Here is a 12572-nt window from a genome sequence, read left to right as displayed (position 1 = left end):
AAAAACTGGGTACGCTGTACGCGCCATCGGGTACGCTGTACCCGGTTCGGGGCCGACGGGGCACGGACGCACGGGAGGGGGCGGCATGGACGGATACGCGGTGCGGGCCGAGGCGCTGGAGAAGAGGTACGGCGAGAAGCGCGCACTCGACGGCTTCGACCTGGCGGTGCGCGAGGGCACGGTGCACGGCCTGCTCGGGCCGAACGGGGCGGGCAAGACCACCGCCGTCCGCATCCTGTCCACGCTGATCCGGCTGGACGGGGGCAGCGCGAGGGTCGCCGGGCTGGATGTGGCCCGGCAGTCGCGCGAGGTGCGGGCCAGGATCGGGCTCACCGGCCAGTACGCGGCGGTCGACGAGGTGCTCACCGGCCGGCAGAACCTGGAGATGTTCGGCCGCCTGTTCCACCTGGGCGGCAAGCGGGCCGGGCTCCGGGCCACCGAACTGCTGGAGCAGTTCGACCTGACCGACGCCGCCGACCGGGGCGTGGGCAAGTACAGCGGCGGCATGCGGCGCCGCCTCGACCTCGCGGCGTCCATGATCCTCGCCCCGGCCGTCCTCTTCCTCGACGAGCCGACGACCGGACTGGACCCCCGCAGCCGGGGGGAGGTCTGGGACTCCGTACGGGCGCTGGTGGCCGGCGGCACGACCGTGCTGCTGACCACGCAGTACCTGGAGGAGGCCGACAAGCTCGCCTCGCACATCACCGTCATCGACCAGGGGCGGGCCATCGCCGACGACACCCCGGACGGGCTGAAGAACCTGGTCGGCGGCGACCGCATCGAGGTCGTGGTCGCCGAGCGGTCCGAGATCCCGCGAGTGGTGAAGGTCGTCGCCCGGGTCACGGAGGGCGAACCCGAGGCGGACGAGACGGAGTTGCGGGTGCACGCCCCGGTCACCGACCGGGTCACCGCCCTCACCGAGGTCGCGCGGACCCTCCAGGACGAGGGCGTCCGCGTCGAGGACATCGGACTGCGCAGGCCGAGCCTCGACGACGTGTTCCTGCGCCTGACCGGACACCGGACCGAGAAGGAGGCCGCGGCATGAGCGTCACCGACCTGAGCACGCCGAGCCCGCGGAGCGGTACGTACTGGCTGCTCGCCGACTGCTGGAACATCGTCCGCCGCGGCCTGACCCACTATCAGCGCCAGCCGATCAACATCGCCTGGCAGCTGGGCTTCCCCATCCTGTCCGTACTGCTCTACGGCTATGTCTTCGGCAGCGCCATGACGGTGCCGGGCGGCGGGGACTACAAGGACTTCCTGATGCCGGGCATGTTCGTGATGACCATGGCGTTCGGCTTCATCAACACCGCGACCGTCGTGGTCTACGACTCCACCAAGGGCGTCATCGACCGCTTCCGCTCGATGCCGATGTCCTCCTCGGCCGTGGTGGCCGGGCGCGGGGTCACCGATCTGATCGTGGCCTGCGCCGAGCTGGCCATCATGATGCTGACCGCTTTCGCGATGGGCTGGCGTCCGGACGGCGGCTTCGGCTTCCTCGCCGCGTTCGGGCTCCTGCTCTGGCTGCGGTTCGCGCTGATCTGGATCGGCGTGTGGCTCGGCCTGTTGGTGCCCAACCCGGAGGCGGCGGGCGGCCTGTTCGCGGTCGCCTTCCCGCTGACGATGATCTCCAGCATCTTCGTCGCGCCGCAGCTCATGCCCGACTGGCTGGGCTGGGTGGCGGCCTGGAACCCGATCTCCTCCACGGCGGCGGCGACCCGCGAGCTGTTCGGGACGCCGGTCGGGGGCGGCGACTCCTGGGTGGAGCAGCACGCGCTGCTGATGGCCGGGGTGTGGCCGGTGATCCTGACGGCGATCTTCCTGCCGCTGGCCGTACGGCGGTTCAGGAAGCTGAGCCGATAGCGGTTAGGCGGTCGCACACCTCCCAGAGTCTTGACGTGCTCATGTTGCGCCAGTTCTCTGGGAGGTGCGCGGCATTATGGGAGCGCTCCCATCCTGTTCCGGGTGCCGTGCCTCCCCCCGAGAGGAAGCAGCCACATGTTCCGCACTCTGCGCAGAGCGCTGTGTGTTGCCGCGGCGCTCCTGTTACCGCTGGCGGGCGTGCAGTCGGCACGAGCCGATGTCGCCGCTGAGGCCGCCGGTGCCGGCTACTGGCACACCAGCGGCCGGCAGATCCTGGACGCGGCGGGGCAGCCCGTCCGTATCGCCGGCGTCAACTGGTTCGGCTTCGAGACCGCCAACCACGTCGTCCACGGCCTGTGGGCCCGCGACTACAAGAGCATGATCGACCAGATGAGGTCGCTGGGCTACAACACCATCCGGATGCCCTACAGCGACGACATTCTCAAGCCCGGCACCATGCCGGACAGCATCAACCACGACGGCAAGAACTCCGACCTGCGCGGGCTGACGTCCCTCCAGGTCCTGGACAAGATCGTGGCCTACGCGGGCCAGTCCGGCCTGAAGATCGTCCTGGACCGCCACCGCCCGGACGCGGCGGGCCAGTCGGCGCTCTGGTACACGGCGGCGGTCCCCGAGTCGACGTGGATCACCAACCTCAAGGCCCTGGCGGCGCGTTACAAGGGCAACCCCACCGTGGTCGGCATCGACCTGCACAACGAGCCGCACGACCCGGCCTGCTGGGGCTGCGGCGACACCTCCCGCGACTGGCGCCTGGCCGCCCAGCGCGCGGGCAACGCGGTGCTTTCGGTCAACCCCGAGCTGCTGATCATGGTCGAGGGCGTGCAGTCGCACGACGGCACCAACGGCTGGTGGGGCGGCAACCTGATGGGTGTGGCCCAGTACCCGGTCCAGCTGGACGTCCCGAACCGGCTGGTGTACTCGGCGCACGACTACGCGACGTCGGTGGCGCAGCAGTCCTGGTTCTCGGACCCGTCCTTCCCCGCCAACATGCCGGGGATCTGGGACAAGTACTGGGGCTACATCTTCAAGCAGAACATCGCCCCGGTGTGGCTCGGCGAGTTCGGTACGACGCTCCAGCCGGCGGTGGACCAGAAGTGGCTGGCCGAGCTGGTGAAGTACCTGCGCTCGACGTCCGCGTACGGCGCCGACAGCTTCCACTGGACGTTCTGGTCCTGGAACCCCAACTCCGGTGACACCGGCGGCATCCTGAAGGACGACTGGCAGACGGTCGACACGGCGAAGGACGCGTACCTGGCGTCCATCAAGGCCCCGGGCTTCGACACCGGCGGCCCCGGCCCCGGCCCGGACCCGGGTGGTCCCGGCGGCACCACGCCCACCTGCACCGCCGCCTACACCGTCGGCAGCGACTGGGGCGGCGGCTTCAACGCCGAGGTGAAGGTGACCAACACGGGCACACTTCCGCTGAAGTCCTGGAAGGTGACGTGGACGTGGAGCGGGTCGCAGAAGGTCACGAGCATGTGGAACGCGACCCACACCCAGACCGGCGCGACCGTCACAGCGGTGAACGCCACGCACAACGGCAGTGTCTCTCCGGGCGGTTCGGCGAGCTTCGGGTTCGGGGGCGCGCCCGGGGGCGGGGGCGTACCGGGGGTGAGCTGTTCGGCGACGTGATGGCGGTGTGAGGGGGCGCTCGGTCCCGTCCGGGCGCCCTCACCCGTAGGGTGGCCGATCATGGGTGGGGATCCGGTACACGAGATGACGAGCGTCCCGTCCGGCCGGGTGACCCTGTCGGACCGGCGGACGCGGCACAGCTGGACGGTCGAGGTCGCGGCGTTCCGCCTGTCGGCGTTCCCGGTCACCCAGGCGTGGTACGCCGAGGTCACCGGCGAACGGCCGAGCACGGCACGCGGCGACCGGCTCCCGGTCGAGGGCGTGTCCTGGTGGGACGCGATCCGCTTCTGTAACACCCTGTCCCGGCGCGAGGGCCTGACCCCCGCGTACGAGGTGCGGTCCGGCACCGGGAGCGCCGACTGGGACACCACCGCCGACGGATACCGGCTGCCCACCGAGGCCGAGTGGGAGCACGCCTGCCGCGCCGGCGGCACCGGTCCCCGCTACGGCCCGCTCGACGAGATCGCCTGGTACCGGGGCAACTCGGCGGACGCCATCCACCCCGTGGGCGGCAGGCAGCCCAACGCCTGGGGCCTATACGACATGCTGGGCAACGTCTGGGACTGGTGCTGGGACCTCTACGACGCCGAGGTCTACGGCACCTACCGGGTGCTGCGGGGCGGCGGCTGGTCCGACGAGCACTGGAGCTGCCGCGCCTCGGTGCGCCGCCGGAGCCATCCGACGTTCCGGATCGACGACGTGGGGTTCCGGGTGGCGCGCTCGACGCCGGGCGCCCAGGACCCGTGGCCGGCCTGAGCACGGCAGAGGGCGCCCCGCACGGGCGGGACGCCCTCGACACTCACGTACGCGAGAAGGTCAGAGCTTCTCGATCACGTAGTCGACGCACTTCGTGAGCGCCTCGACGTCCGCCGGGTCGATCGCCGGGAACATCGCGACGCGCAGCTGGTTGCGGCCGAGCTTGCGGTAGGGCTCGGTGTCGACGATGCCGTTGGCGCGCAGCACCTTGGCGACGGCGGCGGCGTCGACCTCGGCCGTGAAGTCGATCGTGCCGATGACCTGCGAGCGCTTGGCCGGGTCGGTGACGAACGGGTTGGCGTACTTGATGTCCTCGGCCCAGCCGTAGAGCGTGCGGGCGGAGGTCGCCGTGCGCCGGACCGACCAGTCCAGGCCGCCCTGGCCGTTGATCCACTCCAGCTGCTGGTTCAGCAGGAAGAGGGTGGCGAGGGCCGGGGTGTTGTACGTCTGGTTCTTGCGGGAGTTGTCGATCGCCGTCGGCAGCGAGAAGAACTCCGGAACGTGGCGGCCGGACGCGTGGATCCGCTCGGCGCGCTCGATCGCGGCCGGGGAGAAGACGCCGATCCACAGGCCGCCGTCGGAGGCGAAGGACTTCTGCGGGGCGAAGTAGTAGACGTCGGTCTCGCTGACGTCGACGGGCAGGCCGCCGGCGCCGGAGGTGGCGTCCACGAGCACCAGGGCGCCCTCGTCGGCACCGGCCACGCGCTTGATCGGCATGGCGACACCGGTCGAGGTCTCGTTGTGCGTGAACGCGTAGACGTCCACGCCCGCCTCGGCGACCGCCTCGGGGTGCGTGCCCGGGTCCGAGACGATGACGTCCGGCTCGGCCAGCCAGGGGGCCAGCTTGGCGGCCTTCGCGAACTTCGAGCTGAACTCGCCGAAGTTCAGGTGCTGCGACCTGTTCTCGATCAGACCGTGCGTCGCGACGTCCCAGAACGCGGTCGAGCCGCCGTTGCCGAGAATCACCTCGTAGCCGTCGGGGAGCTGGAACAGCTCGCTGATGCCTTCGCGCACCTTGCCGACCAGGTCCTTGACGGGAGCCTGCCGGTGGGAGGTGCCCATGAGGGAGGTGCCGGTCGCGGCGAGGGCGTCCAGCGCCTCCGTCCGCACCTTGGAGGGACCCGCGCCGAAACGTCCGTCCGCGGGCTTGATGTCAGAGGGAATCCGGATCTCAGCCACGCAGGGGAGCGTAGCCGTTTCCAGAAACGTGGGCGAAACGTCGTCCGTCGGGTGAGACGGTGTTGAGTGGGGGACATGGCGAAACTTGAGGCGGAGCTTCGCGGGGCCGTGCGCGGCGAGGTCGGGTTCGATGTCACCTCCCGCGCGCTGGTCACCATGGACGCGTCCAACTACCGGCGGGTCCCGCTCGGGGTCGTGGCGCCGGTGGACGCCGATGACGTGGCCGCCGCGCTCGCCGTGTGCCGGGAGCACGGGGTGCCGGTCGTCGCCCGCGGCGGGGGTACGTCCATCGCCGGGCAGGCCACCGGCACCGGTGTCGTGCTGGACTTCACGCGGCACATGAACCGGCTGGTCGCCCTGGATCCCGAGGCACGGACCGCCGTCGTTCAGCCGGGGCTGGTGCTGGACCGGCTCCAGGAGGCCGCCGCGCCGCACGGACTGCGGTTCGGGCCGGATCCGTCCACGCACGGCCGGTGCACGCTCGGCGGCATGATCGGCAACAACTCGTGCGGCTCGCACTCCGTGGCGTGGGGGACGACCGCGGACAGTGTCCGGGAACTGGACGTCGTCACCGCGCGGGGGCAGCGGCTGCGGCTCGGGCGTAACTGGGCTGGGGCGCCGGACGGGCTGCGGGCGCTGGTGGAGAGCGAATCGGCCCGGCTGCGCACCGGCTTCCCGGAGCTGCCCCGCCGCATCTCCGGATACGCGCTGGACGCCCTGCTGCCCGAGCGCGGCGCCGACGTGGCCCGCTCGTTCTGCGGCTCCGAGGGCACGCTCGGCGTGCTGACGGAGGCGGTCGTACGCCTGGTCGAGGCGCCCCGCGCGCGGGCGCTGGCCGTGCTGGCGTACGCCGACGAGAGCGCGGCGGCCGAGGCCGCTGCCGGGCTGCTGCCGCTCGGGCCGCTGACGGTGGAGGGGATGGCGGCGGACCTCGTGCCGTCCCCGGCCGCGCTGCCGCGGGGCGGCGCCTGGCTGTTCGTGGAGACCGGAGGGGAGTCGGCCGCGCAGGCACGCGCGCGTGCGGAGGCGGTCGTGCGGGCCGCCGACGTCGTGGACGCGCTCGTGGTGACCGACCCGGTCGGGCAGCGCGCGCTGTGGCGGATCCGGGAGGACGCGAGCGGGACGGCGACGCGGATGCCCGACGGGACCGAGGCCTGGCCGGGCTGGGAGGACTGTGCGGTGCCGCCCGCCCGGCTCGGCGCGTATCTGCGGGACTTCCGGGTCCTGATGGCGGCGCACGGGCTGCGCGGCACGCCCTACGGGCACTTCGGGGACGGCTGCATCCACGTCCGTATCGACTTCGACCTGCTGACACGGCCAGGCGTCGCCCGTTTCCGCCGCTTCTCGGAGGAGCTCGCGGAGCTGGTGGTGGCGCACGGCGGGTCGCTGTCCGGGGAGCACGGGGACGGGCAGGCGCGGGCGGAACTGCTGCCGAGGATGTACGGGGCCGAGACGGTGGGCCTGTTCGAGCGGGTGAAACGGGTGTGGGACCCGGACGACCTGCTCAACCCCGGGATGCTCGTCCGCCCCGCACCCCTGGACAGCGGCCTGCGCTTCTCCGTCCTGCCCCGCGAACCGGTCGACGTGGCCTTCGGCTACCCCGCCGACGGCGGCGACTTCTCGGCGGCGGTGCGGCGCTGCGTGGGCGTCGCCAAGTGCCGTACGGCATCGGTGTCCGGCTCGGGCGTCATGTGCCCGTCCTTCCGGGCGACGGGCGCGGAGGAGCACTCCACGCGCGGGCGTGCCCGGCTGCTGCACGAGATGCTCGCCGGTGAGGTGGTGACGGACGGCTGGCGGTCGGAGGAGGTCCGGGACGCGCTGGACCTGTGCCTGGCCTGCAAGGGCTGCCGGTCGGACTGCCCGGTCGGGGTCGACATGGCCACGTACAAGGCGGAGTTCCTGCACCACCACTACGCGGGGCGCCGCCGGCCCGCCGCGCACCACGCGATGGGCCGGCTGCCGGTGTGGCTCCGGGCAGTGGCCCGCACGCGCACGGCGTGGCTGGTCAACGCGCTGTCCGCTGCTCGTCCCTTCGCCTGGGCGGCCAAGCGGCTGGGCGGGCTCGCGCCCGAGCGGGAGATTCCGCGGGTGGCCCGGCGAACGTTCAGCCGGTGGTGGGAGCGGCGGAGGCCGCAGCGCCCCGCCACACGGGGCGACGTGATCATCCTGTGGCCCGACACCTTCACCGAGCACCTCTCGCCGGCCGTGGGACAGGCCGCCGTACGGGTACTGGAGGCGGCCGGGCTGCGGGTGGCGCTGCCGCCGACCCTGCATCTGGCGAAACCGCCGGTGGGCGACGGCAGGACGGTCGCCCTCGACCCGCTGTCCCTGCTGCGCGGCCGGGGCCGGGTCTGCTGCGGGCTGACGTACGTCTCGACGGGCCAGTTGGACCGCGCCCGGGCCGTCATGCGGCGCACACTCGACCTGATGGAACCGGTGCTGGAGACCGGCGCCCCGGTCGTGGTCCTGGAACCGAGTTGCGCCGCGGCCCTGCGCACGGACGTCCCCGAGCTGCTGCACGACGACCCGCGCGCGGCCCGGCTCGCCGCGCGGGTCCTCACCTTCGCGGAGACACTGGAGCGCCACGCCCCCGGCTGGATTCCGCCGCGCGTGGACCGCCCGGTGGCCGGGCAGACCCACTGCCACCAGCACGCGGTGCTCGGCGACGCCGCCGACCGCAGGCTGCGGGAAGCGGCCCTGCTCACCGGCGAACTGAGCGGCGGCTGCTGCGGCCTCGCCGGGAACTTCGGCTTCGAGAAGGGCCACTACGAGGTGTCCGCCGCCTGCGCGGCGGAACAGCTCCTGCCGTCCGTACGGGACGCCCCGGACGGCACGGTGGTCCTCGCGGACGGCTTCTCCTGCCGCACCCAGCTGGAGCAGCTGGCGGGCGTCCGGGGCAGGCATCTGGCGGAGGTACTGGCCGAGGCGCTGGACGACGCGCTGGACGAGGACCGCCGGCGAGGGGGCGGGTGAGGCGTTCGGGCCACGGGACGGGCGGACTCGAGTGTCTGAGCCGGGGGAGGGCCGAGCCGCTCCTAGGCTCGCGGAACCAGACCACCGCCCGCTGCTCGAAGGAGCCCGCGCATGAGCGTCCGCGTCCAGCCGATCACCCGTGACGAGCACCTCGCGTTCGTCACGGCCCGCCCCTCCGCCAGCCACACCCAGGTCCCCTCCTGGGGTGAGGTGAAGCCCGACTGGCGGGCGGAGAGCCTCGGCTGGTTCGACGGCGGCGGGCAGCTCGTCGGCGTGGGACTGGTGCTGCTGCGCCCGCTGCCCGGGCCGCGGGTGCCCGGGCTGCCGCGCTACCTCGCGTATCTGCCCGAGGGCCCGCTGATCGACTGGCACGAGCCCGGTCTCGACCGTCTGCTGGAACCGATGCTCGCGCACCTGAGACGGCGGGGCGCCTTCGCGGTGCGGATGGGCCCGCCGGTCGTGGTGCGCCGCTGGAGCGCCGAGACGGTCAAGGCGGCGATCGCGGACCCGGCCGCCCGGCGGCTGCGCGACGTGCGGGCGACGTCGTACGAACCCCGCGCCGGCCAGGTCGCGGACAGCCTGCGCCGCATGGGCTGGCGGCAGAACGCACCCGGCGGCGAGGACGGCTTCGCCGCGGGCCAGCCCCGGTACGTCTTCCAGGTGCCGTTCGCCGGACGCTCGCTGGAGGACATCCACGACGGCCTGAACCAGCAGTGGCGGCGCAACATCAAGAAGGCGGAGAAGGCCGGGGTGAAGGTCGTCCGCGGCGACCTGGAGGACCTGCCGGCCTTCCACGAGCTGTACAGCGAGACCGCCGAGCGGGACCGCTTCATCCCGCGCCCGCTGCCGTACTTCCAGCGCATGTGGACCGCGCTGACCGCCGAACACCCGGACCGGATGCGGCTCTACCTCGCCCACCACGACGGCGAGGTGCTCGCCGCGGCCACCATGCTGACCGTCGGCGACCACGTCTGGTACTCCTACGGCGCCTCCACCAGCCGCCGCCGCGAGGTCCAGCCGAGCAGCGCCGTGCAGTGGCGCATGATGACCGACGCGCATGAACTCGGCGCCGCCGTCTACGACCTGCGCGGCATCACCGACACCCTGGAGGAGTCCAGCCACCTGCTGGGCCTGCTCCGCTTCAAGGTGGGCACCGGCGGTGAGGCCGTGGAGTACCTCGGCGAATGGGACTACCCGCTCAACCGGCTGCTCCACAAGGCGTTCGACCGCTACCTTTCCCGCCGCTGACGTCTCACAGCCCGAGACAGCGGCAAAAGGGGTTCACGCACCTGACGGAGTCCATTAATCTGGACTGTGCAGTGCATCGGGCTGTACGTTGTGTGCATCCGGGCGCACGCACCGCACACGCGCACACGTGCGCAGCACCAGGACACCGACCCCGAACACAGGACCCGCCCGTGACCCCGCCGGAGACCGCCACCTCGTCCCCGACCGTGACCGTGACCGCGACCGCCGACTCCACCGCGCCGACCGCCGGCCCGGGCCGGCTCGGTTCCCTCGGGCCCGTGGGCCTGGTGCTCGCGGGCGGGGTCTCCGTGCAGTTCGGCGGCGCCCTGGCCGTGACGCTGATGCCCAGGACGGGTGCCCTCGGGGTGGTGGCGCTGCGTCTGCTGGTCGCGGCCGTCGTCCTGCTCCTGGTCTGCCGTCCGCGGCTGCGCGGCCACTCGCGCACCGACTGGGGCACGGTCGTCGTCTTCGGCATCACCATGGCCGCCATGAACGGCCTCTTCTACCAGGCCGTCGCGCGCATCCCGTTGGGCCCCGCGGTCACGCTGGAGGTCCTCGGCCCGCTCGCCCTCTCGGTCTTCGCCTCCCGCCGCGCGATCAACGTCGTCTGGGCGGCGCTGGCCCTCGCCGGTGTCTTCCTCCTGGGCGGGGGAGGCTTCAGCGGCCTCGACCCCACAGGAGCGGCCTTCGCCCTGGGCGCCGGCGCCATGTGGGCGGCCTACATCGTCTTCAGCGCCCGTACGGGCCGCCGCTTCCCGCAGGCGGACGGGCTGGCCCTGGCCATGGTGGTGGGGGCGGTGCTGTTCCTGCCTCTGGGCATCGCCGAGTCGGGCACGAAGCTGCTCGACCCGGTGACGCTGGGCCTGGGCGCCGCGGTGGCCCTGCTCTCCTCGGTGCTGCCCTACACGCTCGAACTCCTCGCCCTGCGCCGCCTGCCCGCCTCCACCTTCGCGGTCCTGATGAGCCTCGAACCGGCCATCGCCGCGACGGCCGGCTTCCTCATCCTCGACCAGGCCCTGAAGGCTTCCGAGGCCGCCGCGATCGCCCTCGTCGTCGCGGCGAGCATGGGGGCGGTGCGCACGCAGGTGGGCGGTGGCCGCAAGAAGACGGCGGCGCTGGAGGGCACGGGCCTGGAGGGCTGACCGGCCCCGGGGGGCGCGGGTCTGTAGTGCTGACCGGCCCCCGTGAGGGAAGCGGCCGCCGTCCCGGTCCGGCCCGGTTGTCAGTGCCGGGTGCCAGACTGCCCGCATGACCGCACCGGATCCGAAGGCTGACCTCCTCCGCTGTCTCCAGGACGCTCGTGACGCCCTGTTGTGGAAGCTCGACGGGCTCTCGGAGTACGACATCCGCCGCCCCCTGACGCCGACCGGCACCAATCTGCTGGGGCTGGTCAAGCACACCGCTGGGGTGGAGCTGGGGTACTTCGGCGACACCTTCGGCCGGCCGTTCTTCGAAGAGAACCCACCGCTCTGGTGGTACACGCGGGACGCCGAGCCCAACGCCGACATGTGGGCCACCCCGGACGAGTCGCGCGAGGACATCGCCAGGCTGTACCGCCGGGCGTGGGAGCACGCGGACGGCACGATCGCGGCGCTGCCGCTGGACGCGCTCGGCCGCGTCCCCTGGTGGCCCGAGGAGCGGCGCGAGACCACGCTGCACCACATCCTGGTGCGCGTGATCGCCGACACCAGCCGTCACGCGGGCCACGCCGACATCGTGCGCGAACTCATCGACGGGTCGGTCGGCCTGACGCCGGGCAAGGACAGCATGCCCCCGGGTGACCGGGCCATGTGGGAGGCCCATCGGCACCGGCTGGAGGAGGCGGCGAGAGAAGCGGGCAAGACCGGCTGAGCCCACCGGCGGACCGGGCCCGTGGCGGCGGCGAAGGCCAGGTAGGGGCGCACCTTCCCGCTGCCCGGCCACGTCCGCCTCGGCGTGCGGCGCCTGGCCGATCGCGGATGCCGCGCCGAAGTCCCGGGCTCGCCCGGCCGGCTCGCCCTCTCGCCCCTAGCGCACCAGCATCCCGCGCACCGAGATTGCGTAGTGCGCCCGCAGCCGCCGCAGCTCCCACAGCCCCACCGCGGTCACCGACAGCGGCGCCCCGAGCAGGAACACCGCCCGCACCGGCGCCGGCACCCCCGCGTACGCCCCGGTGAACAGGTCGAGCAGCGTCATCTCCCACACCAGCGTCATGGCGAGCAGCGGCGGCATGGTCTGGTGGATGTCGGCGGTGCGGAAGACGTGGAGCAGCGCCAGGCCGATGCCCCAGGCGATGAACGGCAGCACCCACACCAGGACGAGCACGACGACCACCCAGGTGACCACGGTCATCGCCGGGCTGGTGGCGAACCGCCCGTCGACGAAGCCGGTGAGCACCATCAGCGGGAACACGAAGACCGCGGCGATCAGGGCCATCATCGCGCCGAACGGCTTCGCGGCCCGGCGCAGCAGATCCCGGCGGGCCGACGGCGCGGTCAGCGCCAGCAGCACGCCCACGACCACCGGGAACGTCACGGACAGCACCAGCACGCTGTGCCAGGACTGGTCGAGACGGTCGTCGGCGACGTCCCGCAGGGAGCTGCCGACCTTGTAGCTCACCGACACCCACACCACCGCGGCCAGCCCCACCAGCGTGCGGATCTTCTGCATGCGGGCGACGAAAGCGTCCTGGACGAGGTCCGGCCGGGACGGCCTGAACACCCGGCGGGCGGTGTGGATGGGGCCGATCCGCCGCCGCAGTCGCGCGACGGGGCCGGGGGGCGGCGCCTGCGGCGGCACCGGGTGGGGAATGTAGGGGTGGGGCACATGGGGCGGATAGCCACCCCCTGGCGGCGGCATGTGGGGCGGATACCCACCCCCCGGCGGTGCGTAAGGCCCGGGTGAGGACGGATAGGGACCTG

The 12572-nt window shown here is 72.6% G+C and carries 10 protein-coding genes; 8 read left to right on the top strand and 2 right to left on the bottom strand.

Going from position 1 to position 12572, the window contains the following annotated elements; all coding sequences use genetic code 11:
* The first annotated feature begins 85 nt into the window (after positions 1-85).
* From CEB94_RS17955 to CEB94_RS17940, 4 genes are all read left to right on the top strand, one after another.
* On the top strand, positions 86-1045 hold the full coding sequence (locus CEB94_RS17955; RefSeq protein WP_175433205.1) for an ATP-binding cassette domain-containing protein: 960 nt from the start codon (positions 86-88) through the stop codon (positions 1043-1045).
* The gene (locus CEB94_RS17950; protein WP_175433204.1) at positions 1042-1863 is read left to right on the top strand and encodes an ABC transporter permease; all 822 of its coding nucleotides are present in this window, start codon (positions 1042-1044) and stop codon (positions 1861-1863) included. Before CEB94_RS17955 ends, CEB94_RS17950 begins: the two co-directional genes overlap by 4 nt.
* Positions 1864-1998: 135 nt before the next feature.
* Entirely contained in the window at positions 1999-3516 is a 1518-nt protein-coding gene (locus tag CEB94_RS17945; protein WP_175433203.1) for a cellulase family glycosylhydrolase, read from the top strand.
* An 84-nt stretch (positions 3517-3600) separates the two neighbouring features.
* Entirely contained in the window at positions 3601-4272 is a 672-nt protein-coding gene (locus tag CEB94_RS17940) for a formylglycine-generating enzyme family protein (protein ID WP_175433202.1), read from the top strand.
* Positions 4273-4332: 60 nt separating this feature from the next.
* Here CEB94_RS17940 and serC read toward each other — a convergent pair whose 3' ends face one another.
* A complete protein-coding gene (gene serC / locus CEB94_RS17935; RefSeq protein ID WP_175433201.1) occupies positions 4333-5451 on the bottom strand; it encodes a phosphoserine transaminase in 1119 nt (372 codons plus the stop codon).
* 75 nt (positions 5452-5526) lie between these two features.
* Here serC and CEB94_RS17930 point away from each other — a divergent pair, with 75 nt between their 5' ends.
* The 4 genes from CEB94_RS17930 to CEB94_RS17915 all read left to right on the top strand — a co-directional run bounded on the left by CEB94_RS17930 (position 5527) and on the right by CEB94_RS17915 (position 11523).
* On the top strand, positions 5527-8424 hold the full coding sequence (locus tag CEB94_RS17930) for an FAD-binding and (Fe-S)-binding domain-containing protein (protein WP_175433200.1): 2898 nt from the start codon (positions 5527-5529) through the stop codon (positions 8422-8424).
* A gap of 111 nt (positions 8425-8535) precedes the next feature.
* Positions 8536-9672 (top strand): lipid II:glycine glycyltransferase FemX, encoded by a 1137-nt coding sequence (locus tag CEB94_RS17925; protein ID WP_175433199.1) that lies wholly within the window; start codon positions 8536-8538, stop codon positions 9670-9672.
* Positions 9673-9878: 206 nt separating this feature from the next.
* Entirely contained in the window at positions 9879-10814 is a 936-nt protein-coding gene (locus CEB94_RS17920) for an EamA family transporter (protein ID WP_425472547.1), read from the top strand.
* 106 nt (positions 10815-10920) lie between these two features.
* A complete protein-coding gene (locus tag CEB94_RS17915) occupies positions 10921-11523 on the top strand; it encodes a DinB family protein (protein ID WP_175433197.1) in 603 nt (200 codons plus the stop codon).
* Between the two features lie 156 nt (positions 11524-11679).
* On the opposite strand, the gene CEB94_RS17910 is transcribed toward CEB94_RS17915, so the two are convergent.
* Positions 11680-12510: a hypothetical protein gene (locus tag CEB94_RS17910; protein ID WP_246111832.1), complete on the bottom strand. Its 831-nt coding sequence runs from the start codon at positions 12508-12510 to the stop codon at positions 11680-11682.
* Positions 12511-12572: the final 62 nt, after the last annotated feature.

Origin of the sequence: Streptomyces hawaiiensis (assembly GCF_004803895.1) — a bacterium.
GTDB lineage: Bacteria > Actinomycetota > Actinomycetes > Streptomycetales > Streptomycetaceae > Streptomyces > Streptomyces hawaiiensis.
The sequence above is the reverse complement of the archived record's forward strand: the minus strand, read 5'-3'. Positions and strand labels throughout refer to the sequence as shown.

Bases quoted from the DNA above. Each gene is read 5' to 3' on its own strand.
- CEB94_RS17955 (WP_175433205.1), top strand. From the start codon at position 86: ATGGACGGATACGCGGTGCGGGCCGAGGCGCTGGAGAAGAGGTACGGC.
- CEB94_RS17950 (WP_175433204.1), top strand. From the start codon at position 1,042: ATGAGCGTCACCGACCTGAGCACGCCGAGCCCGCGGAGCGGTACGTAC.
- CEB94_RS17945 (WP_175433203.1), top strand. From the start codon at position 1,999: ATGTTCCGCACTCTGCGCAGAGCGCTGTGTGTTGCCGCGGCGCTCCTG.
- CEB94_RS17940 (WP_175433202.1), top strand. From the start codon at position 3,601: ATGACGAGCGTCCCGTCCGGCCGGGTGACCCTGTCGGACCGGCGGACG.
- CEB94_RS17930 (WP_175433200.1), top strand. From the start codon at position 5,527: ATGGCGAAACTTGAGGCGGAGCTTCGCGGGGCCGTGCGCGGCGAGGTC.
- CEB94_RS17925 (WP_175433199.1), top strand. From the start codon at position 8,536: ATGAGCGTCCGCGTCCAGCCGATCACCCGTGACGAGCACCTCGCGTTC.
- CEB94_RS17915 (WP_175433197.1), top strand. From the start codon at position 10,921: ATGACCGCACCGGATCCGAAGGCTGACCTCCTCCGCTGTCTCCAGGAC.
- CEB94_RS17910 (WP_246111832.1), bottom strand. From the start codon at position 12,510: ATGCCGCCGCCAGGGGGTGGCTATCCGCCCCATGTGCCCCACCCCTAC.